Source organism: Okeania sp. SIO3I5, assembly GCF_010672085.1.
Lineage (GTDB): Bacteria > Cyanobacteriota > Cyanobacteriia > Cyanobacteriales > Microcoleaceae > Trichodesmium.
Genome location: NZ_JAAHHT010000009.1, coordinates 1 through 24,943, shown reverse-complemented (window position 1 = coordinate 24,943; position 24,943 = coordinate 1). Strand labels below are relative to the sequence as shown.

At 35.7% G+C, this 24,943-nt stretch carries 23 protein-coding genes, 1 tRNA gene and 2 pseudogenes; 14 read left to right on the top strand and 12 right to left on the bottom strand.

Annotated elements, in window-relative coordinates; all coding sequences use genetic code 11:
* Positions 1-252 precede the first annotated feature (252 nt).
* Positions 253-801, bottom strand: a complete 549-nt coding sequence (locus F6K40_RS03640) for a Uma2 family endonuclease (protein ID WP_293131527.1) — start codon at positions 799-801, stop codon at positions 253-255.
* Between the two features lie 184 nt (positions 802-985).
* Here F6K40_RS03640 and glyQ point away from each other — a divergent pair, with 184 nt between their 5' ends.
* Positions 986-1,885, top strand: a complete 900-nt coding sequence (glyQ, locus tag F6K40_RS03635) for a glycine--tRNA ligase subunit alpha (RefSeq protein ID WP_293131524.1) — start codon at positions 986-988, stop codon at positions 1,883-1,885.
* 198 nt (positions 1,886-2,083) lie between these two features.
* Positions 2,084-2,227, top strand: a complete 144-nt coding sequence (locus F6K40_RS03630; RefSeq protein WP_293131521.1) for a hypothetical protein — start codon at positions 2,084-2,086, stop codon at positions 2,225-2,227.
* Between the two features lie 469 nt (positions 2,228-2,696).
* Here F6K40_RS03630 and ureC read toward each other — a convergent pair.
* A pseudogene (gene ureC, locus F6K40_RS03625) lies at positions 2,697-2,873 on the bottom strand (urease subunit alpha); the annotation flags it as partial.
* 202 nt (positions 2,874-3,075) lie between these two features.
* On the opposite strand from ureC, the gene F6K40_RS03620 reads away from it, so the two are divergent.
* The 6 genes from F6K40_RS03620 (at position 3,076) to F6K40_RS03600 (ending at position 9,243) form a co-directional block, all read left to right on the top strand.
* On the top strand, positions 3,076-3,603 hold the full coding sequence (locus F6K40_RS03620; protein WP_293131518.1) for a hypothetical protein: 528 nt from the start codon (positions 3,076-3,078) through the stop codon (positions 3,601-3,603).
* Positions 3,604-3,914: 311 nt separating this feature from the next.
* On the top strand, positions 3,915-4,304 hold the full coding sequence (locus F6K40_RS03615; protein WP_293131516.1) for a hypothetical protein: 390 nt from the start codon (positions 3,915-3,917) through the stop codon (positions 4,302-4,304).
* Between the two features lie 580 nt (positions 4,305-4,884).
* Positions 4,885-5,745, top strand: coding sequence for an alpha/beta fold hydrolase (locus F6K40_RS03610; RefSeq protein WP_293131514.1), 861 nt, complete (start codon positions 4,885-4,887; stop codon positions 5,743-5,745).
* Between the two features lie 345 nt (positions 5,746-6,090).
* Complete coding sequence (locus tag F6K40_RS40600) at positions 6,091-6,231, top strand: element excision factor XisH family protein (RefSeq protein WP_365670039.1); 141 nt, start codon at positions 6,091-6,093, stop codon at positions 6,229-6,231.
* Positions 6,232-6,757: 526 nt separating this feature from the next.
* Positions 6,758-7,522 carry a tRNA-dependent cyclodipeptide synthase gene (locus F6K40_RS03605; RefSeq protein ID WP_293131512.1) on the top strand — a complete coding sequence of 255 codons (765 nt, stop codon included), beginning with the start codon at positions 6,758-6,760 and terminating at the stop codon, positions 7,520-7,522.
* A gap of 185 nt (positions 7,523-7,707) precedes the next feature.
* Positions 7,708-9,243, top strand: coding sequence for a cytochrome P450 (locus F6K40_RS03600; protein WP_293131510.1), 1,536 nt, complete (start codon positions 7,708-7,710; stop codon positions 9,241-9,243).
* Positions 9,244-9,357: 114 nt separating this feature from the next.
* On the opposite strand, the gene F6K40_RS03595 is transcribed toward F6K40_RS03600, so the two are convergent.
* From F6K40_RS03595 to F6K40_RS03575, 5 genes are all read right to left on the bottom strand, one after another.
* Positions 9,358-9,858 carry a TerB family tellurite resistance protein gene (locus F6K40_RS03595; protein WP_293131508.1) on the bottom strand — a complete coding sequence of 167 codons (501 nt, stop codon included), beginning with the start codon at positions 9,856-9,858 and terminating at the stop codon, positions 9,358-9,360.
* A 115-nt stretch (positions 9,859-9,973) separates the two neighbouring features.
* On the bottom strand, positions 9,974-10,054 hold the full coding sequence (locus tag F6K40_RS03590) for a hypothetical protein (protein ID WP_293131623.1): 81 nt from the start codon (positions 10,052-10,054) through the stop codon (positions 9,974-9,976).
* Positions 10,020-10,172 carry a DUF2281 domain-containing protein gene (locus tag F6K40_RS03585; protein ID WP_293131505.1) on the bottom strand — a complete coding sequence of 51 codons (153 nt, stop codon included), beginning with the start codon at positions 10,170-10,172 and terminating at the stop codon, positions 10,020-10,022. Before F6K40_RS03585 ends, F6K40_RS03590 begins: the two co-directional genes overlap by 35 nt.
* A 308-nt stretch (positions 10,173-10,480) precedes the next feature.
* A tRNA-Ser gene (locus F6K40_RS03580) sits at positions 10,481-10,565 on the bottom strand.
* Positions 10,566-11,065: 500 nt separating this feature from the next.
* The gene (locus F6K40_RS03575) at positions 11,066-13,519 is read right to left on the bottom strand and encodes a ComEC/Rec2 family competence protein (protein ID WP_293131502.1); all 2,454 of its coding nucleotides are present in this window, start codon (positions 13,517-13,519) and stop codon (positions 11,066-11,068) included.
* A 73-nt stretch (positions 13,520-13,592) separates the two neighbouring features.
* Between F6K40_RS03575 and F6K40_RS03570 the strand changes: the two genes are divergently transcribed.
* The gene (locus F6K40_RS03570; protein ID WP_293131499.1) at positions 13,593-13,724 is read left to right on the top strand and encodes a hypothetical protein; all 132 of its coding nucleotides are present in this window, start codon (positions 13,593-13,595) and stop codon (positions 13,722-13,724) included.
* A 267-nt stretch (positions 13,725-13,991) separates the two neighbouring features.
* Here the strand turns inward: F6K40_RS03570 and F6K40_RS03565 are convergent, their stop codons facing one another.
* The 3 genes from F6K40_RS03565 to F6K40_RS03555 form a co-directional block, all read right to left on the bottom strand.
* A complete protein-coding gene (locus tag F6K40_RS03565) occupies positions 13,992-14,468 on the bottom strand; it encodes a DUF4079 domain-containing protein (RefSeq protein WP_293131496.1) in 477 nt (158 codons plus the stop codon).
* Positions 14,469-14,931: 463 nt separating this feature from the next.
* The gene (locus F6K40_RS03560) at positions 14,932-15,096 is read right to left on the bottom strand and encodes a hypothetical protein (protein ID WP_293131493.1); all 165 of its coding nucleotides are present in this window, start codon (positions 15,094-15,096) and stop codon (positions 14,932-14,934) included.
* An 810-nt stretch (positions 15,097-15,906) separates the two neighbouring features.
* Positions 15,907-16,569, bottom strand: coding sequence for a Spy/CpxP family protein refolding chaperone (locus F6K40_RS03555; protein ID WP_293131490.1), 663 nt, complete (start codon positions 16,567-16,569; stop codon positions 15,907-15,909).
* A 572-nt stretch (positions 16,570-17,141) separates the two neighbouring features.
* On the opposite strand from F6K40_RS03555, the gene F6K40_RS03550 reads away from it, so the two are divergent.
* Positions 17,142-18,173, top strand: a complete 1,032-nt coding sequence (locus F6K40_RS03550) for a sensor histidine kinase (RefSeq protein ID WP_293131487.1) — start codon at positions 17,142-17,144, stop codon at positions 18,171-18,173.
* Positions 18,174-19,329: 1,156 nt separating this feature from the next.
* A complete protein-coding gene (locus tag F6K40_RS03545) occupies positions 19,330-19,992 on the top strand; it encodes a response regulator (protein WP_293131484.1) in 663 nt (220 codons plus the stop codon).
* Between the two features lie 497 nt (positions 19,993-20,489).
* Here F6K40_RS03545 and F6K40_RS03540 read toward each other — a convergent pair whose 3' ends face one another.
* Together F6K40_RS03540 and F6K40_RS03535 are read right to left on the bottom strand one after the other, a co-directional pair.
* Entirely contained in the window at positions 20,490-21,257 is a 768-nt protein-coding gene (locus F6K40_RS03540) for an endonuclease/exonuclease/phosphatase family protein (protein WP_293131481.1), read from the bottom strand.
* 672 nt (positions 21,258-21,929) lie between these two features.
* Positions 21,930-23,321, bottom strand: a complete 1,392-nt coding sequence (locus tag F6K40_RS03535; protein WP_293131478.1) for an MFS transporter — start codon at positions 23,319-23,321, stop codon at positions 21,930-21,932.
* A 108-nt stretch (positions 23,322-23,429) separates the two neighbouring features.
* Between F6K40_RS03535 and F6K40_RS03530 the strand changes: the two genes are divergently transcribed.
* The 3 genes and pseudogenes from F6K40_RS03530 to F6K40_RS41555 form a co-directional block, all read left to right on the top strand.
* Entirely contained in the window at positions 23,430-23,564 is a 135-nt protein-coding gene (locus F6K40_RS03530) for a hypothetical protein (RefSeq protein ID WP_293131475.1), read from the top strand.
* Between the two features lie 53 nt (positions 23,565-23,617).
* Positions 23,618-23,779: a hypothetical protein gene (locus F6K40_RS03525; RefSeq protein WP_293131472.1), complete on the top strand. Its 162-nt coding sequence runs from the start codon at positions 23,618-23,620 to the stop codon at positions 23,777-23,779.
* A gap of 345 nt (positions 23,780-24,124) precedes the next feature.
* Positions 24,125-24,211 (top strand): annotated as a pseudogene (locus F6K40_RS41555) (zinc ribbon domain-containing protein); the annotation flags it as partial.
* Positions 24,212-24,943 lie beyond the last annotated feature (732 nt).

The following is a 24,943-nucleotide window of genomic DNA, read 5'->3' as shown; positions in this document are numbered from 1 at the left end:
TACCTCTTTATTATTGACAATTAAATTATCGCACAAAGAATCAAAAAAACAATTTAAGCATTCAGTCGTCTGCTATGAATTATGAATTTACTATCACACCAAAGGAGGAATTAGTCTTCAAATCAAATTAAAACTTATGTTTGCGCACCATTCCGCAGGAAATAAAAATCCATTAGTTAACTTTAGTAAATTATTACATTTAAAAGCTGAATGCTGAATGCTAATAGCTGAATGCTTATCAAACAATTGCTATTAAGCTAATAACTCATCTACCGGAATACTAAAACCATGTAAAATTTTTTGAGTATTAACAACTTGCCCAGAAATAAAAATAAGTCTTGATTCTTCAGTCAGAACAATTACCCATTTATTCTCAGGAAATACTAACCAAACTTCTTCAGATCCAGACTCTAAATATTCTTGTGCTTTGGCAATAACATCTTCAGCTAAATCTGTAGGAGAAACAATTTCAGCACTTAAAGGAAAACTTTGAGGTAAGACTTTTTCATTGCCAAATTCTGTCTCTAATTCAGGAGTCAGATAAGCAACATCAGGGTAACGCCCTTGTTTGTTTGTGCGACAAGGTACATCACTATAAACTTTTCCACCTTGCCCACTAGAGTCTTTATAATTTTTCCAATAAGAGGAAAGATTTACTTGAATTAGACTATGCTTAAGAGTCATGCCATTTTTCTCCAATAATTGCCCGTTAACCCATTCTTTCTTTTCAGGAAGATTTTGTACCCAATCTTCTAGAGTATATTCTGTTGATTTTTGCACAACAACTGGCGATGTAATCATTATTAATTACCTCTTTTGATTCCTAATTAAATTATAGTAAAAAATCTATTTTTTTTTCTGGTTGACAAGAAAATAGTTTTATGTTAGACAATATGATGAATGGGAAAAATTAAAAGAGCATTTTAGCTCCTGATATCCCAAAAATGTCCTGATTTCAGTTAAACTCAAGACCTAAAAAAAGTAAGTGAACTTCCAATCAGTCATAGCTACCTTAAATAAATTCTGGAGCGATCGCGGCTGTCTCATCGCTCAACCTTATGATACAGAAAAAGGAGCAGGTACAATGAATCCCCATACCTTTCTGCGGGCGATCGGTCCTGAACCTTGGTCAGTTGCCTACGTTGAACCCTGTCGTCGCCCTACCGATGGACGTTATGGGGAAAACCCAAATCGTTTTCAACACTACTATCAATATCAAGTCTTAATTAAACCCTCTCCTAATAATATTCAAGATGTTTATCTTGACTCTCTCCGCGCTCTGGGTGTTCGTCCAGAAGATCATGATATTCGATTTGTAGAAGACAACTGGGAGTCGCCCACTCTGGGTGCTTGGGGTGTTGGTTGGGAAGTTTGGCTCGATGGTATGGAAGTCACCCAATTTACCTACTTTCAACAATGTGGTAGTATAGATTGCCGACCAGTATGTATCGAAATCACTTATGGTTTAGAACGCCTGGCCATGTATCTCCAGGAAGTTGATGCGATCGCTAAAATAGCTTGGACTGATAATGTCACTTATGGAGACGTTTACCTTCAGGGAGAAATTGAACAATGTACCTACAATTTTGAGGCATCTAATCCTGAGTTTCTGTTTACTTTATTTGGTCTCTATGAACAAGAAGCTCAACAACTCATAAAACAAGAATTAGTCCTACCTAGTCTCGACTACGTTCTCAAATGTTCCCACAGTTTTAATTTACTTGATGCTAGAGGAGTAATCTCTGTCACCGAACGCACTCGTTATATTGGCAGAATTCGCAATTTAGCACGCCAAGTAGGTCAACTTTACTTAGCACAACGGGAAAATCTTAACTTTCCACTGCTGAAAGAAACTGTGGAAGCAGTTTCAATAATTAATAATTAACAATGGCTTTGTTGCATGAAGGTAGCGATATAGCTGCCGCAATCGTGCGTAATATCATGTTCGGTTAAATACTTAAAATGCATGAGGAGGTAGGGCAGAAGGCATCCCCCCTACCCCAGCGTGAAAGCAGGGCTGTTTCATTCTTGGCTAAGGTAGAGGGGGAGCAGGGGAGCAGGGAGCAGGGAGCAGGGGATAATTTTGCTAGCTTTACCGCAAGATTTTCCCGTTTCTTTATCCATAGTCAAAGAAGTAGCAGCGATCGCTCCCCCAAAACTACCAAACATTGGCTCCATCATTACTGGTTGGGGAGTAGAAATACTTGCATTTGCATCTCCCACTTGAGCATATAGCAGTTTTCATGCTGGATAGACCACAGTTGTAATCATCGGGAGGCAGTCCGGGAAGATTTGTATTCATTAGACTTCGTGGCAGTTGTCAGGGAATAGGGAATAGCGGTGCGACCCCGCGACGAAGACAGCTCGCTTGCGGAACGCGCACTCCTGTGAGGGAATAGGGAATAGGGAATGAAATTGTTGATTTCAGGTCTTGAATTGATTTCATTTTTGATTTTTGGAGATCTCTATTTGAAACTAGCCTTTGACTCCGTACGGACGCCCTTATGCAACGTCCCTACCTCCTTACTCCTTACTCCTTACTCCTTACTCCTTACTCCTTACTCCTTACTCCTTACTCCTTACTCCTTACTCCTTACTCCTTACTCCTTACTCCTTACTCCTTACTCCTTACTCCTTACTCCTTACTCCTACAAGAGTTTTGTGGTCTACTCAACTGAAAAGCGCTGTAAGCAATGACTCCTCCCCATACCATCGCGGATGACTTTGCTTCCACCAAATTTGACTTCATCGCCATAACTGGTGTAGTCTTGTTCAACTTCTATAAATAATTCTGTGTCTGCTAGACGGATGCGATCGCCTACTGTTGGCCTATAAGTTGTGGCGTAGGCACAACGGTTCATTTTGTAAGGCATAGGAAATAATTGATAATGGATAATTGATAATTGATATAGCAATCCGCACTTATGTTGCGGGTAATCAAAAAGTAGATAAAAAAGACTAAATTCCCATCTGTTCCCAGTTAAGTGTTCCCTGTTCCCTAAAAGCGGTAAGATTTTTATACACAAATATATTAGAGGATTGCTATATTTAGTATTAGATATTAATCCAAAAATTATGAATTTTGTACAACTTAATCAATCTTTCAGTAAATTTATAATATTCGCTTTTGCGCCATTTTTTATATTATTAATTGATTCAGTCTCCCAAATAGTTAATTCAATCCCTCTAGTTGTAGTTTCTCCCTACACTTCCCACACTCCCCATATTAACCCTGGAGGAACAGATAAAAATTCTATATTATTAGCTAAATTATCGCGAGCTGATTGGCGGATATGTTCACAACAAAATCCACCTTTAGTTGAAAATTTTTACATAGAAACAGCTAATTTTTTTGTAAATATTTGTCAAAAACCGAATGGTAAATTAATTTATATTGGTGGTCCGAAAACTAACCCTGAAGATACTATTAAGATAGCTGCAATAGCCGAAGAAGGAACCGGATATGTTGCCGAAGATGGAGATATTACATATATTGTAACAGGTGCTACTTTTAGTATTGTAAAAAATGCTAAGACTATCAATGAAGAAGAAGTTATATATGTATGTAGTCAATTTTCTAAAAAAATATGTCAAGAGAGGTAGTAGAACTATTAATTTTTCTTTAAATAAAGTTTAAAAATACAGATTTTATAGGTATATCTTACTACTAAATATAAGACCATCAAGTAAATAAATCTGTCATCAGACTTATTTTGACTGACATTAGCATCAAACCTTTGCCAGATAGGATTTTTATCAAATTCTATAGTCAAATTCTATAGATTTAATAAAATATTAATTTTCTGGCTCTGATGATGTATCATAGAACGAGCTAATTTATTTATTGACTAGAGGACTAAACTGTGAATTTTGTCAAGACTAATCAACAGTTCTTAAAATTAGGGCTGTTTACCATGACTGTATTTCTTTTATCTACATTTTCATCTAAGGTTCTAGCATCTAGCAACAATCTAGAAGTAAAGCAAAACACAATATTATTAGCTGAATCCGACCGCAATGATAAGCGTATTTGTTCTCAACGTGGCGTAAACTGGTCTGAGGTAAATTATTTTGAATCAAAGAACTATTTTGCCAATATTTGTCGTCAACCAAACGGAAAATTAATGTTAATTGCTGGCAGAAAATCTAATCCGAATCAAGTTTTAGAGTTACCTGTAGAATTTAACCAAGGATATTTGGCAATTCATGGTAATAAAACTTTTATGGTGAGAGATAGTTCTTTTAGTATGGCAATTAATGGTCTGGTTATACAGAAGGAGCAAATTATCTATCAAGGAAAATAAGATTAGGTAGTATTTATGCTTGAAGTCAGATAGGGGAGCCGTCGGATTGGTGACGTAAAGCGACGTAAAGAAGTAAAACTGTTCCTGTTACTAAATTCAGAATTCTTAGGAGATGCTCTAGTATAGATAATTCTAAATTATAACCTGGTGACTGCTACATTTACAAAATACAGCAAAAACCAAGAAATAAATTTCTATAGACTTAGAGTATGTATAGCTTAAACTTGGTGTATCACAATTCAATTTAATTGAAAGTTTTTGAGTAGAAAAATATTGAAAGTACGAGTATTTTCCAAGGCTCAGATTTGAGATAATTTTAAAGTTGTGTGGCTGGTTAAATAATTAATAATTAACAATTAATAATTAATAATTACCTCTTCTGTAATAGAAGGATTGGGTTAAAAGAAAAAAATTCTTTTTTCTCCATGAATGGAGAGGCTTTATAGCTTAATTTTTCGGTAATTTTATCAAGCAAATTTTACTAACAATTTATCAAAATTCAGAATTATTAGGAAATGCTCTGGTAGAAATAATTCTAAATTCTGAATTCTAAATTACTAATGAGTTATTTTTGAAAAAAATGCGAGCCAAAATACGAGATACAGAAATCTATTTTGATATTGAAGGTGCTGCCCTAGTTCCAGATGGCGATCGCATGAGAGAAAAACCGGTTGCTTTTGTAATTCATGGCGGTCCAGGTGCAGACCATACTTCTTATAAACCAACTTTTTCTCGTCTCAGTGAAAAATTACAATTAGTATATTTTGACCACCGGGGACAAGGGCGATCGGCAAGGGGAGCAAAAGAAACTTATACCCTAGAAAATAATGTGGAAGATATGGAGGCATTACGCCAATATTTAGGGTTAGAAAAAATAGTAATTATTGGTACTTCTTATGGTGGAATGGTTGCCCTTAGTTATGCAGTGCGTTATCCAGAAAATGTTCAATCTTTAATCGTCATTGCTACTGCTGGAAGTTCTCGATTTTTGGAATTAGCCAAAGTTAATCTAGCTGAAAAAGGAACAAAAGAACAACAAGCGATCGCTCAACTTTTATGGGATGGTAAATTTGAGAATGAGGCGCAACTAAAAGAGTATTTTCAGGTGATGATGCCTATGTATTCAATTGCCTATCAACCAGAAACACCAGGAAAAAGTTGGAATCGAACTATATTATCTTTTGATGCGATTAATGTTGCTTTCGGCGGTTTTTTACGTTCTTACAATGTGTTGGATAAACTACATAAAATTACTGCTCCGACATTAGTAATAGCAGGAAAACATGATTGGATTTGTCCGCCAGAATTATCAGAAGAAATTGCTGCAGCTATTCCCAATGCAGATTTAAGAATCTTTGAAAATAGCGGTCATTTAATTCGAGTTGATGAACCAGAAGCGCTTATGGATACAATTATTGGATTTTTGGTTTACAAGAAATAAAAAGGAAAGTTTGGGAGTCGGGGAGCTATTGTTAAGATTAACTTATTAAATTAGGTGTACCACAATTCAATTGAATTAAAAGTTTTGTTTTTCTTCTCTATCAATAAATCTACTTGACATAAAATGCCTATTATCCATAATATTAGTTAGGTACAAAAAGAAAGACAATTACCATGAATAAAATTAAGAACTCTATCGGTTTGCCCAAGATTTTGGCTTTTGCTCTGTCAGTTATGATTTTCTGTTTCCCTAATTAAAGACAGTTGGAAAATTACAGACGATCCTCTATTTATAAAGCCTAGCACTAAAATATCTTTATATATTGATATAGGTGGGTAACGAGCTATTGGTGCGGAAAAAGATGGTCAAACAATAGCAGTAGAAATTAAAAGTTTTTTGTCAATGTCATTCTTGGCAGAATTTCATACTGCTCTTGGTCAATTTCTCAACTATAGTAATCCTAAATATAGCAGTTCTCTAACATAAGAGGTACAGTTTTAAATCCCCCCGTCCCCCTTAAAAAGCTATGCTTTATAAACATCTTTCTTAACATAAAATTTGACACGCATAGACAAATTATGTGTAATATCATGTTCGGATAATCAGTTATAAATAAAATTTGAGCTGCTGAGAGTAGGGAAAAGATATTATACTTCTACTTTTTTCGTGACTCCTTTCTCCAGAAATTCTGACTCCTGGCTCCTTTCTCCAGAAATTCTGACTCCTGACTCCTTGATAATTATTTATAGCGCTACTTGAAAAGGGAATAGGGAATAGGGAATAGGGAATAGTGAACTGTCAAAGGCTTTTCCTACGGAATGCTCCGCAAACAGGATTTAGAAATGTCCTAACCTTAATGCGTAGTGCTATATAAGTATTCAACCGAACATGATATAATTCTTTAAAAAATCCTCAAGTCTTTATCTGTAAATGATTTGCAGGTTAATCAGCAAGCCCTAATTAGAAATCTCCATATTCAGTGATTTATTTGTCTCATAAATTCTCATAAATAATGTTTATAGCTTCTTTGTTATCCCATTTAGAGCAATTAAATAACTCTAAATCTCCAACGTCAGAAATAATTACTCGAACCCAATACCGAACTAAAATAGATTCTGTGACTCCTCTATCAGCCAGGAATAATTTTGAACAATTTGATTCCTCTTTTTTAGGAGTAAGTCTTGAGAACAGTAATTTTCAACCAGCAAAGCTCAAAGCAATGGTTGAATGGATTTCTCGGAGGTTTTCTCATTGCCTAGTGTTGGTTGGAGACAGCATTCACCGTATCAATATAGAAATAACGCGATCGCTAGCTCCAGAAACAGCACTCATTGAAGCTCTGGAAATTGGTCGTACTTTCCTTCGGGAACAGGAACATATTTTCAATGGCTTTGGAGAGAAGACTCAATTCACCTTCAAGACTTGCAATGAAATTCAGACCTGGGAGGATTATGCACATTTTTTTCAATGTCTCCAGATGTTTTTTGAAAGCAACGCTAAATTTCGAGCCTCAGTTGAAGGATTCAGTCGCAACTATCAGATGAGGCAATCTTCCAACATTAGCGATGCCTTGCTAGAGTATCGCATTCGCCGATCTTGTGACTACTTCTTAGAAGAGTTTGCTATTTTCGCCTGTCTTCAAAGGCGTGGGTTTTCGGTCATGGTATACCCAGGAACATTCAGCACCTTAGCTGAGATCGTTAACGGAGATTATCCAGAGCTTTTTGAAGAGATTAAGCAATTAATAGTAGTATCTCTCCATTTTAAGAAGCGGTAACTATGCCTAAATAGCCACTTAACTTTGATAATTAGACATCTCCCAAAATCAAAAATAAAATCAATTATTATCTGCAAATTATCAATTATTTCTTCCTGTTCCCAGTTAAGTGTTAAGAATTCCCTCTTTTCTAGAGATGTCTATTCTAAAAATCTATACTTGTAGTCTCGCGAAAAACAGATGCCATGACTAATTCAGAACAAAGAGAAAATGCTCTGACAAGAACGCCAATACCACTTTGGCTGAGTCTCTGGGCGCAAGTAAACAGATGGGGAGAACGCCTACTTGGCACTTTTTGGCTGTTTAGATATTTTAGCTCTCCTTTCCCCGGCGTACTTGCTCATCATTTTGGCCCCAATCTTTTCCAAGACCACGGAAATGCTTTCCGTCAAGCAACTGTCGATAGAGGAGAACCCACATCAAACTATTTCCGCACTTCGGGTATCAGCGCTTGTGCTGATGCAAATGGGGGTATATGCTCTTTCCGATTGAATGGACAGATTGCCATTTACCAAAACAGGAATACTCCCCTTATGAGCGACAAAGTTCTGACACCATCTACAAACCCAGTCACTGGGCTATTCGGTGATTTTGTCGGCACTCTGCCAAACGACCATCCCCTTCGCCCAGGGAAGCGAGCTGCAGTAGAGAGATCCCTAGGTAACCTAAATTTCGTCGCCAGGATCGAACCAGCGGTGAGAAAACACGCTGTAGACTACCTCAAAAGTACCGTGAGTCAAGAAATAGCTCTTGATGACTTTGCACTTTTCCTTGTAGCTCATGTAGATAGTTTCGTTCCTGGAATACTTGACTTTACTCAAACGCCCCTGACAACTTATTTGGCATCAACAGAGTATAGTCGAGTAACACGGGACTTCATAGAGATTGCCTCCGAGGCGATCGGTAAGGTTAATCCTATGGCTATGAGCAACTTTGAAACTATTGTTCCATTTGTTCGCCAGGTTCTAACAGACAACTTTGAAGCCTTGGAGGCAGCTCCTGACTCAAACCTGATCCGGCGACACTTTGCTCTTTGGGAGCGATCGCTAACAATCCCAGAAATCAATAATCTCGACTCTGCCAAGCTGAAAGAACTTGGCAGTATAATCATAGCAACTTACGAGACTACATCTTTGAGCCTGTTATGGGCTATTGCTTTTTTGGAAACCTCACCTACGATTAAAGCTAGAGTCGTCACCGAGGCTCGTTGTGGTAGTAATCAGGAAAAACTATCCTTAATAGATAAAGTTGTACTAGAGGCATTGCGCTTGGGTGGTAGTAACCCCACAGCACTATGGCGTTGCACAACGGCTCCTTTTGTTCTTCACCATCAGGGGCGTTCGGTTATAATCCCCCAGGACACTATGATGTGGCTCGATCGTCGGCAGGCGAACTGCGATCCGTTAATTTTCCCCAACCCCAACCAATTTGACTTAGCAAATATAGATGCCATTTTAAAATCTAATCGCGAAAACTTCAATACAATACTTGCTGGGAACCGCTATGATATCAATTCCTTCAGCATGATCAACTCTCATGGAAACCCTCGTAAATGTCCTGGAAGAATCTTCTCGGTACGGATGCAGTCTCTTCTGTTATCGGAGCTTTATAGTCGCTACGAAGTTTCAGCTCAAGGTATTGACCTGTGTCTAAAGCACTATAAGACTATGCCCAGACCTGCACAACCAGGAACTATTGTCATCAAACCTCTAGTTGAATAAAGTTTCAGAGGATTTGAACTTACTCACTTACTCACTTACTCACTTACTCATTGGGCAAGTAGCTCCAAATCCTCTCTAGCTATTATATACAGTCGCTATAGCTGTAAAGCAGAATTAAGCTTTTGTTTCAAACATGGCAATCCGCAGTTTATCTGCTGTCTCTTCCATTTCCGCTACCGACTCTAGACTAATAACCACAGTCTTGTCAACGCCTAGAATTTCTGCTGCTTTAGCCACTGCTGCTTTTTCTTTTTCATGGTATAACCCATCAGCTCGACTCATCTTGATTGCTTGGTACAATAGGGAGTGGCGAAAATTAAGCGGAAAATCAAACTTGATTCCACTCAATAGTTCTTCAATGTTAGCATTTTTCCAATCAAATTTTCGGAGGGTTTCAATATACTCTTGAAATGCTTCCGAGTCTACAGCCACCATTTCCTGTTCGTCAATATACCACTGAAGTTCTGCTTCTGCTAGTTTTCCATCTGCTCCAGCGATCGCTAATAATGCGCAGCCACAATTCACTCCCACCTCGAAATCAACTAAAGATTCAGCAGCAATGCCATATTTATGTTGAGCATATTTGCTCAACATGACCGTTTTTCCATTGCTCATATTTTCCTCCTTTTATTGCTTTTTGAGCACTTCTAATCTTACAATAGTCTGGACACTTACACAGAATCATTTTCAGATAACCAGATCAAGGTATGAGTATCTAACAAAAAATTACTCATTCCATATATTCCTTAAAATCTGCTAATGGTTCATCAAAATCATCAAGCAATGGTAAAACAAACGTTCCTTTTAAGATACCTGAACGACGTTTTTTTTACAGGATACTGCTCTTGTGAAATATCTTTATCTTTCGAGTAGTTTTCTATCAAATACTTAGCATAATGTAGAACTTCTTGTTTGAGAGATTCTGGCATTTTTTCAATCGTTTGCCAAATTTCTCTGTCAATATTCATAAAAAGAGGGAGTAGGGAATAGGGAGTAGGGAGTAGGGGGAAAAGAATTGATGATTTCTGCGTATGGGATAGATTTTATTTTTTATTGTTGGAGATGTCTATTTGGTGCAATAACAGAAAAATTACAAAGAAAAGTTTATTTTAAATAGACCTCTGGCAAAAGTTTTAATTAAATCAATTCAAGAATTGAAATCAATAATTTCATTCCCCTATTCCCTATTCCCTATTCCCTATTCCCTGACTTCTGCAAGAAGTCTAATAATTTTCAACGGAGAGGGTGGGATTCGAACCCACGGAAGGTCTCCCTTCAACAAATTTCGAGTTTGCCGCATTCGACCACTCTGCCACCTCTCCCTAATTCAGTTATCAGTTATCAGTTATCAGTTATCAGTACCTTCAGTTAAGGTTAAAAGTCTGAGACCTGATTTTTTGGTCAAAAGTCTTTTGGGACTTTGGCCATTAAGATGAGCTAAATATAACTTTTTTAATTATAGCGTTTTTCAGGCTAATGTTAATATCATGTCCGCTTGAATACTTACACTTAGTAGGAAGGAAGGCAGAAGGCAGAGGGCAGAAGACAGAAGGGAAAAAAAGGAAAGAAAGATTTAAAGTTAGAAGATTTTTTGAGCGCTGATTATCTGGACATGATATAGTAAGGTACACTTATCTATAATTTCTATTCTATTGCCGAAAGATTGTAGTAAGCCTCCCCTTTTAAGGGGATAACAAAAGAGAATATTTCCCATGTCAATCCTGAAACTTTCCTACGGAATGCTCCGAAACAGCTAGAGGCACTGATAACTGATAACTGATAACTGATAACTGAAATGACCTATTCCCTATTCCCTGCTATATCAAAGAAAAGAACTATCAGACTGATCTGATTCTAAAGTAGTTTGAAACCCCGTAACAGGAGTCCATTGAATTGCACCATCACGACCTGTCCAAAATATACGAATATTATTTTCTTGAAAAAATTCAATCATATCTGGATGGACAGAATCTGAAGAAGCGATCGCTACTTTTGGCCGAATAATATTCAATAGCTCTGGATTCAACTTATTTCCCGGCCACCAAAGTACCTGACTCTGTTCAAAACTTCTTGCTGCTAATAACTTACTCTGCTCGGGCAATTTAGCATACCCCAATAATAACCAACTTTGGCCATGAATCATAAATTCTACAATTGGAGTCTCAGAATTAATCAATTTCATCTGTGTAGAACCCAACTCAAGATTTTGATTATTAACCACAGTGTGGTAATTAGTCTGAGTCTTTTGTAGAGCATCAAATACTGGTTGATTATTAGTTTGATAATTCTTTTCATCATCAGCTTCTACATCATAAAAAGTTTTAACTCTTAAGCTATTAAAAATATTAGACCAACCCCGACTGAGACCTTTTTGGGAATGAAGAGCAATAGACCAATCAATTTTATTAATACCTTGTCGCCGTAAAAATGGTAAGACAGTAAACCTAGCTGTATTTTCATCTCCAACATTAAGTAGAGTTACTTTACCTCGGTCTTGAACCACAAACACTGGTTCAGAGGATGAATCAAGAATCGTAGCTTGAAACACAGAAGTTCGACTATACCAGAGAGGAATAATAATAATAGCGATCGCCAAAATTACACTCCACTGCCAAAACTTCAGAGGCAACTTTTTCTTCTTACTTTTATTTGCTTCTAGAGGTCTACTTCTCAAAAACCATGTAGCAAAAATCAATCCATATAGCACAACCAACTGATAAACCGACATTGCTCCTACTGCCACTTGATTTCCTGGCAACTTGCTAAAAAACTGCACAATTTCGATCAAAATCCTAACTGGAAAATACAAAATTCCAGCACTCAAGCTACCCACATAAGGGGAAATTAAAGCCAGCATTGCACTAATAAATCCACCCAAAGTAATTACAGCAACCAGAGGTGCAGTAATAATATTCACCAAAAGAGCATATGGCGAAACCACATAAAACACAGAGAGTAGTAAGGGTAACGTCCAAACAGAAGCAGCAATAGGAATAGCAACTAAAGATGCAATACCAGAGGGCAACCAATCCAAGCGTTTCATTAAAGGTGGCACTGTTACCAATAATCCCAGAGTCGCCAAGAAACTCAACTGAAATCCTAAATCCCAAATCCACAGAGGATCGATCAATAAAAGCAAAGTAGCAGCTACAACCAGAGCAGCTAATGGTTGAACTTGGCGTTGAGAAACAATTGCTAGCAAAGCTGCTAAACCCATAAAAGCTGCTCGCAATACTGAAGGCGAACCACCAGTCAAACCAACATAGATAATTAAAGTCAAGATGCCAAAACTAAATCTTGCTCCTGAAGGCAAATTTTTCGTCACAGTCAGCACTACACCCAAAATTAACGAAACATGAAAACCCGATGCTGCCAATACATGAGCTAAACCCACCTGCACAAATTGGTCTCGTAGCTCATAAGACAAATCTACAGCTCTACGTCCTAAAACCATTGCACTTACCAGAGGACCTTCTGGCGCTCCCAAGGAACTTACCTGAGCGCGAATAATCCGCCGTCGAATCTTATATAATCCCCAAGTATTATTACTTTGTTGGTTAGTCTTAGTAAGTTTATAACCTGCAACCCCAGCAAAAGAACCTTGTCTAGCTAAATAAGCACGAAAATCAAAGCCTCCAGGATTAGTTGCTGATGATGGTTTATATAAAGAACCAGTTATTGCCACTAATTCACCGGGATAAATACCTGTTGCTTGTAAAAGAGGTATGGTGACGTAAAGTTTTCCTGTAACATCTTGGTGTACATTTGCCGAACCGTCAGTACCAACTATTTCACTCACTTGAGCTACCTTTAGCCAAAGTTGTGCTTTTTCTGAGCGAGTCTTGCGGGGAAGAGAAAGAACTCTGCCACGAACAGTAACTACTTGTTGTTGTGATTTACCGTCAATTTGAATGATTTTGCTAATGTCGCTTGGTGTAGGTTCGGGTACTCGAAATTGAAAATAAAGACTGGCAAGCAGAGCGATCGCTCCTGCAATTATCCACAACCAATTTGAATTGAGCAGTGATTTTCTAGTTCTTTTAGAGAGTGAATCTGGAAATTCACCATTTATGAGTAAGTTTTCAGATTTTATTTTTTGTTGAGAGGTTGTGATTTGTTTAGTTGATCTGCGTAAGTGTTGTCGATATCTTTGTTGTACGATAATTGCTAATACTAATCCTATGGTTAGTACAGCATATATACCCCAAGGTACAATGGTAGATATTAGCCCCATTATGTAAGCTAGGCAGATGACGATCGCTACAGCTTGATTCATGTTGAAAAAGGAAAGCACGACATGGATGATTAAAAGACAAGGGGTTAGTGTTTTTAGGAAGAGGTTTATAGTATTGGTAAAATTAAACATCGTAGGGGTTTGGTTACCAAACCACTACAAAATTGGAGTTTTGCCAATAATGATGCCAATAATGCTTGGTGAATCTTATTCTCCAAAGCAGGCAAATTTCATCATGGATGATTAAAAGACAAGGGGTTAGTGTTTTTAGGCAGAAGTTTATAGTATTGGTAAAATTAAACATCGTAGGGGTTTGGTAACCAAACCCCTACAAAATTGGAGTTTTTGCCAATAATGATTGGTAAATCTTATTCTCCAAAGCAGGCAAATTTCATCTTAAATGGATATTAAAGTTTGAGCAATTGCAAGCGATTAGCTGCGGACATCTTGCCCACTTTTAGCTGTACCTCACTGCTCTCAAACCCCCTGCATTAGTAATAAAATAAACAAGATATTAGATAGCAAAACCTAGTGTTAAACCTAACACTGTATGAATCAACATTGTAAAAAGTGCTATGCTACCCAGGTAAGCATGAGTAGTGCGTAATGCAGCTTGATTTCCACCAAATTTTGTTAGAGAAATAAAACCGTTTGCTGCCAGCAATGCTAATACAACTGAACCAGTCCAAAAATGAGGACTTTCAAATATTTCTTGTTCCTGCATTACTAGAGACAACACCCCACCTGTGTAGCCTAATGCCATAAATAGAAACATAAATGGCGCCATCTTCCGATGATTAGAACCACTTTCTAAAGCTATTGCTTCATCAGTGACTACTCGTCTACGCCATCCGGTAAAACCAACAAAAGTACCCATAGCAAATATAACTATCCCCATCATTAATGGGTGTCCCCAATGTACAATTGGTTCTGGCACACCAAGGTTGCGGAATATTTCAGCTATTGGTTCTAAATATTGTCTGATTTCCATTCTTCTTCACTCTCGTAGATAAAGGAGATAAAATTTTACTTATCTCCAATTTGGGTTAGGCCAATTATACTTATCGCTCTTTAAGTACAATTGGCCTTTTTCAGCATAGGCCATAATCTTCTTAAGGTCAAGGAAATAACTTTAAAAGCAATTAAAGTTTTAAATCCTCTGGCCTTCTCAGTATTTTCCGTGTCTGGCGTTCTCTACATTGACTCCAGACTGAGCAGCCAAAATCAAAGCTTCTTTACTCTGAATCGTCGCTAACGTGGGCAGCCTTAATTTGTATGCATTGCAGAACTTTTAGAATCTCCAGCTATTGAGCTTTCAATTTTAGCGATCGCTTCAATCTGCCGATCAAAATATTTAGTAATAGTCTGAACCTTTCCCAAATTTCCATCACGCTTAATATTTAGCGTTGCTCAACCAAGGTATGAATCTTTGTAGAAAAGGGAAATCCCATCTTTTACTTCATAAACTCTAAAACTATAATTCCAATGCACACGGACCACACCTCCCACACTAATTCATCTCCCAAATATGCAACGCCAGCTAGCAATTCATCGTACTTAGCACCCAACTCTTTTCCAACGGGAGTAGTAGGACGAAACTTTTCTATGAATATTCTCAAGCGGAGCTTACTAAAATTGACAGATTAAAACAGATAAAAGAAAGTCAAAGGCAAGCTTTTATCTGTAAAAATCCTTCTTTAGTCTTAGCTTTAAATGAAACTTTAAGGACAAATTATCAAGTTCAACAAGCCTATTCTTCTTTTTCTCATTTTGAGATTTATCTACTATATTTAGTATCAAGAAACGCCTTAGTATTTGCTTTTAATGAACTTGATTTTGTTGAGATATTAGGATTAATTAATAATCTTAATTCCGATATATCCAATCTAATCGCTCAGAAAAACTTTATTATTGCTCCAATTTCATCATAACTAAGTATTTACAATGCCAAACGCCCCGCAGATGTATATGAATCTTGGCAATTTTCAGCCAATAAACCTATTTTTAAATCGTTTTTTTATGGCGAAAAAGGTAAAAATATGCGCCCAAAAAAAGTATGATAAGCTTACTAAAAACATTCATTTAGGTAAATAAGACAGTCTTAAATATTTCTTAGTCGCTAACTTCATTGACAAGAAAAATATGCTACAAAAAGCACTTGCTAAACTCAAAAATGCTTTCAAGTTAATAGAGGAAGCTTTTGAGATTTTAAGCAGCATAGAATAGTTAGTTTTCTAGGGAGAATATATTAAAGATATTTTAGAACATTAGAGGATTATGGGGCAATTCCCCCATCCCTCCAACCAATTAGCAGTAGCGACTAATATTAGCGATCGACTAAAATATAGGACTTTAGCAGCTAAGTCAATCGGGAGCTCAGCCCTACTACAAACAAAAATTTTTCAAATATTCATCATCCGGGCATAATATTACTGATTTCTGGGTCGTCTCGTCTGTCTTTGTTGACGCAACTGTTCTCGTTGTTCTTCAGTTAAAATATTTGCCATTTGTTGACGTGATGACTGCATGATTTCGCGCATTTGAGTTTTTTGCTCTTCAGAGAGATTTAACTGTCGCATCACTTTCCGTCCTGGTTGACCTTGTGAAGTTAAAGTTTGAAACTGTTCTCGTTGTTCACGAGTGAGAATATTTTGAATTTGAACTTTGGTTTGTGCCTTAATTTCTTCCCACTGAGTTTTTTGTTCGGCAGTCAGATTCAAATTTTCAATTTGGGCGCGATCTTTCTGACGAAATTCCTCTCGTTGTTCTTCAGTTAAAATATTTGCCATTTGTTGACGTGATGACTGCATGATTTCACGCATTTGAGTTTTTTGTGCTTCAGACAAATTTAACTGCTGCATCACTTTTCGTCCTCGTTGGCCTTGTGAAGTTAAAGTTTGGAACTGTTGCTGCTGTTCGGGAGTGAGAATATTTTGAATTTGAGCTTTAGTTTGCGTCTTGATTTCTTGCCACTGAATTTTTTGTTCGGGAGTCAGATTCAAATTTTGAGGTTGGGCAAGAGCTTTGAAAGGATTAGCAAAAAGAATAGTGGCACTAATGCTAAATAATATAGCCAAAGAACGAAGTTTCATAGTGTTTATTTGCAATTTTTTTGATTGAGTTTCTACTACACTCTATCCTACAAGTTCTTACTCTCAAATAACCTGAGATAAAAGTCCTAAATTTCTCTAGGACTTTAGTCCTACAATTAGGTCTGAAAATTTTAGTATGATCGTTAATGTTAAAATTATCTCAAAATTAACTTAAGCATTCAGCATTCAGCTTTTAGCTATCAGCTATTAATTTACTATTTTGAAAGGATAAATTAGTCTGTAAAGAGTAAAAGTTATTAGCTAAATTTAGTAAATTATTGCTTTTAAAAGCTGAATACGAATCAATTCGGCGGGAAAAGCTGATAGCTGACTGCTAATGGCTGAATGCTTACAAATTAACTCTCGACAGACTTATGATTAATTTTCCCAAAATAGCTAAACATCCTATTCGTTTTTTACTGTACTTGGAATGGATTTTATTGATAATCATTGCTCTGAGTCAAATTTTTAAATTCCCTTTATATGGTCGTCCTAGAAGACAGTTTTTTCACACAACAGAAGTATCAAACCTACTCTATATCAATCTTTCTCTCCTGATAATATTTAGCATAATGGGACTGTGTTTACCTATTAATAAATCTCGTTACCATAAAATTATTTACACCACTGTCGAAATTATTTTAATAATTATTATGTCATTCTTGGGTGGTTTACATTTATCTCCAATGTTATGTTTGATTTTGGTGATTCGGGATTGTTTTATTTTTGAGCAAAAGCAAAATATAATTATCAATATTTTTGTTTTTTCTTTATTTATACTTATTCAACTTCAAAGATTACAAAAACTGACTAGACTACCATTATTTGCTAGAGAAAGATTTATCTTAGTTCTATTCAGCTCAATAATTCTGTTTGGATTATTAATAATTTTTCTTCAACTATTAGTAAAAGCAGTAATGTCAGAACGAAAAAGTCGAGAAGAACTAGCAATTGCCAATGAAAAATTACGACAATATGCCAGAAAAATAGAAAACATTGTCGCTCTAGAAGAACGAAATCGAATTGCTAGAGAAATTCACGATTCTTTAGGGCATTATTTAACAGTTTTAAATGTTAGTTTAGAGGCAGCTTGGAAACTGAGAAAATCAGAACCGGAAGAGTCAATGGAATTTTTGGCAGATGCTAAACAACTTGGTTCCAAAGCTTTAAATGAAGTACGTCATTCAGTGGCAGCATTACGAGATAATTGGTGGCTAAATCAATCTTTAGAATCAGCGGTCACTAATTTAATAGCAGATTTTTATAAGTCTACTGGTATTTTACCTACAAGCAATATTAGTATCAATTATTCTCTGAATTATGAAGTAAAAATTGCTGTTTATCGTATAGTGCAAGAAGCATTAACTAATATTTATAAATATGCCTCGGCAACTACAGTAGAAATTCAGGTTTTCACTACCACAAATTTACATTTAATTGTTCAAGATAATGGCAAAGGATTCAACTTAAAACAAAATACTACTGGATTTGGTTTGCAGGGAATGCGAGAACGTACTTTAGCATTAGGAGGTGATTTGAAGATTTTGACTGACCCCGGTTCAGGATGTAAAATAATTGCTAATTTTCCCTCTTTTAGGGAATAGGGAATAGGGAGGAAAAAAGCGTTTCTTTTTTCTATAAAATATGCTAATGTTTTCTATGCCAGGGAATAGGGAATAGAGAACAGAACAGGGAATAGTTGGAAAAACACTTCCTAGTCTAATATTCATAATTAGTCCTAACCAATTCTTTCTTAAAGATTGAATGTATCAGGAAATATAAAAAGGAGATAGGGAACACTTAACTGGGAACACTTAACTGGGAATAGGGAATAGGCAATAGGCAATAGGCAATAGGGAATAAGGAGAAAACAATCAAGACAAATATTTGTCTGAAAAAGTCTCGGAACATAAGTATTGAATACTTCTCTATCTACCTTCTTTCAATCCCTTGAAGTATTACCGCTTTTAGATTTTAGCCACAAGTGATGCTCTCTTAATATTTATTTTACAAACAGTCTCTTAGCTATACCAAAAATTGATGGGAAAATGGAGCAATTCATAAGTAGGAAAATTTTTTGTATTTCATAAGTGCTTATGCAAAATTAATTACACATTAGTGTTTATGCAAAATTAATTGCACATTTTATTATAAATCTCGAATATAGCAATTCCCCAAAAGCGTGAGGTACAAAATTCTTTGGTTTTAGGGAATAGGGAACACTTAACTGGGAATAGGGAGTAGGAAGTAGTAATTCTGATTCGGTAGGAATAGATAAAGAAGAAAAACAACTGTACCTCCGAGAGCTTGGGAAACCCTATATAAAAGCAGGTTTGTCTAAATATTGTTAATTCTAAATTCTGAGTTCTTGAGATAATTGTTAATTGTTAATTCTAAATTTTAAATTATAAATTCTTGAGATAATTGTTAATTGTTAATTGTTAATTCTGAATTCTAAATTATAATGTACCTCCGAGAGCTTGGGAAACCCTATATAAAAGCAGGTTTGTCTAAATATTGTTAATTCTAAATTCTCAATTCTAAATTTTGGTAGTGGTGTACAAGTAGTGATATCCTAAAAAAAGTCAAATTTTCAAGGGAATATAATTTCTTTGAAACTAAGAATTGAAGGTACTTTACTGTTCCCAGTTAAGAGTTAAGTGTTCCCTTTCTCCACAATAAATCACAATCATCAAAGGACTACCTAAATTCTCAATTCTCAATTCTCAATTCTCAATTCTCAATTCTCAATTCTCAATTATGATTAAAGTCTTATTAGTTGATGATGAAAATTTAATCCGCCGTGGATTAAAAGCTTTATTAAAGTTAGAAAACAATTTAGAAATAGTGGGAGAAGCGGATAATGGAGAAACAGCAATAAACCAAATAGAAAATTTACAACCAGATGTAATTTTAATGGATGTACGAATGCCAATCATGGATGGAGTAGCTGCTACTAAAGAAATTTCTCAGCGTTTTCCAGAAATAAAAGTATTAATATTAACCACATTTGATGATGAAGAATATGTCACCCAAGCATTGAGATATGGAGCAGCAGGATACTTATTAAAAGATACACCTTCAGAAGAATTAGCTCAGGCAATTCAATCTGTACATAAAGGTTATACACAATTAGGACCAGGTATAGGTAAAAAAGTCATTTCTAAAATCTTAATTCCTGTTAATAACCCTCCCCAAAGTTGGCAAGATTTAACACCAAGAGAACAAGAAATTTTACAGTTAATTGCTTCCGGTGCAAATAACCGAGAAATAGCTCAAACTCTCTACATTTCTGAGAAAACTGTCAAAAATCATATTACTAATATTCTGCGGAGGTTAAATTTGCGCGATCGCACTCAAGCTGCTATTTTTGCCTATTCAATTTTATCTGGGAACAGGGAACAGGGAACAGGGAACACTTAACTGGGAATAGGCAATAGGGAATAGGAAATAGGCAATAGGAAATAGGCAATAGGAAATAGGCAATAGGGAATAGAGGAATGTCCTACAATAATTGATTTTATTTTTTATTATTGGAGATATTTATTAGAACTGGAGAGTACAAAGTTCTTCTAAAAAACGACTTACTTGTCTAACTGAAAGTATTACTGGTAAATACTTACCGAAAAATTTTGGTTTAAAGCCTCCCCTTGGATAGGGGATAATAAATAAAAATTGTATGCATGAGTCAATCCTCTTCTTTTCAACATTATTCATTATTAATTGTTGAAAGCATATATTAGTTGTGAATACAGGTTTCTAACTTTGGGAATGCTAATAGTCATTGCTAGCAATGGCTATCCTAGGAACTTTGCACTGTCTAGTATTAGAAGTTCAAGACCAAAATTGTTTTAACTCCTTTGTCAGTATTAAGTCAGAAGAAAGAGTTTTTAATACTGTCTAAGAAATACAATGTTTCATCAGAAAATAGCCAAATCTGTAATTAATGGTAGATGATCCGAACCTACATTTTTACCAGTATAACTATTAAAAACCTGAATTTCAGGACTTACTAAACAATGATCAATAGGAATATAAAATAGTGGCAAAAATGTTGGCCAAGACGGTTGAATACCAAACCCACGTCGCCCATTTCTTAATCCTGTTTTCTGCACAAACTGTTGATAATAAGGCGACCATAAACTGGTATTAAAATCCCCAACTACTATTACCGGAGATTGAAGTTTTGAGACATAATCTGCTAAGACTGCAAATTCTTGATTTCGCACCTGAAAACTAACTTTTGTAATAGGAATTGCCAGATGAGTTACGATTAAGAAAATAGGTTTTCCAGGAACTTTTAATTGAGTAACTAGAGCTGTTCTTTTATAAGACTTAGATATAATTTTTATATTTTGGTTTTCTAGGGGAATTTTACTGTAAATTAATTTGCCAAATATGCGTTTGCCAAATATGCGGTTATCTTGGTTATGAAAAACATAAGGATAACTCTGGCGTAAAACCTTTAATTCTTCCGCCCATTTTTCACCAACTTCCAGGAAAACTGCCACATCAGGATTTTCTTTTTTAACTAAAGCGATCGCTCGATTATATTGCTGATTATTAATAAACACATTTAACTGTAAAATTCTAATTTTATTTACCTCGTCTCCAACAATTATTTGTGATGATGGTAAATACCAAGGAACTATCACCAATAAGTTGAGCAAAATGCAGCCTAAACTCACAAAAATCCATAATTTTTTGCGAGTTATTATCCAGAAAAATAAGGTACAGCAACTAATTATCAAATATTGCAATTTGAAATGAGAAGTTAGTTCAAATATTTGGTGAAATTGCCCTAGATAACTTATGAGGGAAAATAGAGCAGTAAAAATTGTGATGAGGATAAAAATAGGGCGCATAATTTTTAAATTCAAAAGTCAAAATTCAAAGTTCAAAACTGTTGGCTCTAACCTATTAATAATTAAAGAACTCTTGCATTATTAATTGCTGAATCCAAACCTTAGACTTCATGCTGAAGTAAGTTTGAATTTTTAATTAATAATCTTCAATTGTTTTGACCATATTTAGCTGTATCTTTAAAGGCAGATAAATTGGCACTGTTTCAATTTCATTTATAGCCATAAGAAATGATTTGTGAGAAAAAACTGTAGGGATTTGCTCTCCAAATCCCTTTGCGCTTGGGGAAAAAAAACCAACCCCTACCATCAAATCTGACAACCTATTTAGGATTGCTATATTAACTTTTTTGCCTTGAAATGTGAAATTAATTTCTAGTCAAAGTAAAGCCCAAGAAAAAAATCTTGTTAGTCAATCCTTCTATGATAGAAGAGATAATTCTAAATTCCTAATTCTAAATTCCTAATTCTAAATTCTGAATTCTAAATTCTGAATTCTTACTTTCTTTCCCGCAACTTCAACAATATTTCATTATGAACTTCTCGTGTAATAGGATATAAATAAGCCAACAATAATCCAATTATTAAAAATATAGTAGGTAAAGGACCGATCGCTACCCGAATTGCTAAAAGTGCTGAGTCTGGTTGAATAGGTGGAGTCTCCCCAGAAGCAGTTTCAATAAATCCAGCAATATCTAAAGCTTTTCCTACCAAAAACAACCCAATAGCTAATCCTATCTTTTGCAAAAAAACCATAAAAGAATAAAAAATTCCTTCCCTTCTTTGCCCTGTATTTAATTCATCTAAATCAATAACATCTGGTATCAATGACCAAGGAACTAAATAAGCAGTTGAGATTCCAAAACCTGCCATTACTGCCAAAAAATACATTAAACCAATTTGCCCTGGTTGGATAAAAAATAATCCACCCTGAGCAATTATCCATAAACAAACACCCATAAAATAAACTGCTTTTTTACCCACCTTTTTACTAACAAAACTCCAGACAAATAACATGCTTAAAGAAGTACCTTGTACAGCCATCGCTACTTGAGGAAAAGTTGCTTGACGTAGCTGCATCCAGTTAACTACAAAGTAAGGCAAAACCGAAGCAGTTAATTGTACTGCTAACCAAGAACATAGATAAATTCCGATAACAAATAGAAACGGACGATTACTAAAAGCTATACGAATTTGTTCAACAATTGGTAAATTAGTATTATTATTTTCCTCCTGTTTTGTATTATTAGAAAGTGTGCGTTTCCGAGTACCAAAAAAACACCAATAAATAGGTAAAATAGCAATTGTGCCACAGACTATACCTAAGACTAAATATTGTTGAGTAGGATTATCTTTGAAAATAGAAAAAATTAATTGAGCAATAACCAAAGAAAAAATACTACCACCAATAGAAAAAGCAAATCTAAAACTATTTAAACTCGTACGTTCATTGTAATCTTGTGTTAGTTCTGGAGTTAGGGCAGCGTAGGGCAAATTAACAACAGTATAAGCAATGCTAAATAGAACAGCAATTACTACATAATACCAAAATAAAAAAGACTGATTTGTACTAGGAATTATCCATAGTAAAAAAAACAAAATCCCCAAAGGAATAGCACCAAAAACCATCCAAGGATAACGTCTACCCCAAGGATGAACAGTGCGATCGCTCATCACTCCAATTATCGGGTCATTAATAGCATCAGAAATTTTTCCAATCATCAAAATACTACCTGCAATACCAGCAGGTAAACCAGCAACATTAGTGAAGAAAAATAATAAGAAAAATACCTGGATATTAACACACATAGCTGTACCTAAATCGCCAGCACCATAAGCTAATTTTGTCCAGAAATTAAGTTTTTTAGTTTGGATAGAATGATTATTCATAAATTCGTTTAATTAGTTTTTTCAATTTACTCTAATCTAATCAAATATCTTAGAATATTATCTAACAATTAACATAAATCTGAGTCTAATTTTAGGAGGCTGGAAATTATGGAAGCTATTACTATAGCTACTACAGCTACAGTGGCAGTTTCTACTATACTTGCTAAAAAAGCTTTGGAAAAAACTGGGTTAAATATAGGGAGGTACTTTGGGATCAAACTGCTAAGTTTCTGGAATTTCTGAAACTTGAATCTCCTGGTACTGTAACTGCTATTGAAAAAGCTCCAGAGAAACCTTTGGATTATAGTCTGGCCATTTTGGAGGTGGAGAAGGCCGCAATAGCAAATCCTAATGTGGCTCAGGCAATGGAGGAATTAGTAGCAGGAGTAAAGGCGAATACTCATCCTAATATTAATGAGGTTTTACAAGAAACAGAAAAAATACTAAATTCTCAGTAGCTATCTATTCACAAAAGTTTTATGAATCCTTAGAAGATATTTTCATAAAAAACGCTATTCAAGAAGATGAAAACACTGAAACAGTTAGTCAGGAACAAATCTTTAAAATTCTCAATAAAAAGCCATGATTATTGAGTTTAGAAAAAGTTGTGCAATCGCTCTCTTCAAAAGTGAGGTAATTAACAGAATATATAATTTTTGTAGAGGTATAATAATTGTATTTTTCCTATATTTCTCAACTCTTAGTTTATTCAATTTGCCCCGATTAAATTACAGTGCTTTTCAGATTAATAAACCACATCGTCATAACCAAAACTCTGTAGGGGCGAATGGCCATTTCGCTGCGCGAACTGTGGTTTTTATGAGTTCAAACGTCAACTTACATACAAGTGTGAGTGGTATGGAAGCAAGTTAGTCATAGCTGACAGATTTGTGCGACTCGTTTGGCCTAAGTCAACCTAGTTTAGGTTTAGCCAGTCCCAATACCTGGATAACTCTGATATTCATGAAGGTTCAAAACATCCCAGGCGGAGGCCGTGTGGCTCCAATCTCCCAGGTTTCATTCCTTAGCAACTCTGTCTCTCGGTGCATGGGGATAAAGCGAAGTAAGGGAAAATGGAAATTGTAGAACTCCTAAGCGTATCTTTTGAGGAAGTTGAGGTTTGAAACCTCTCGGTTCAGGTGGACTTCTTGGTTCACGTTTGGGCCGTCTCAGTTGATATCATGTCCCTTGGTATCATTTGCCTAAAACCTCAAGAAATATTTATCCTAGGTTTGACATACTCCCGACGCTCCCCTCCCCCCTTCCAAAGCTATCCCTTATAAGGAACTCTTGAAACCCTTGTAGGAGGGTGGGGAGGATGGGGAGGATGGGGAGGATGGGGAAGAAGAATCCTGTCTACATTGATAAAAAAGTGTATTTTTCAATACACTTTTCTTCTGAAAAAGCCGATTCAAGACTAAAACATAACTTGTCTATGTTGTCAAGTTTTATGAAAAGAGAAAGATGTTTATAAAGCATAGCTTCCAAAGGGGGGTTATATAGAATCCGGGTAATTAGTTATCGTATTACTGAGGAGTAATGAGTAATGAGTAATGAGTAATGAGTAATGAGTAATGAGTAAGGAGTAAGGAGTAAGGAGTAAGGAGTAATATCAAATCCAG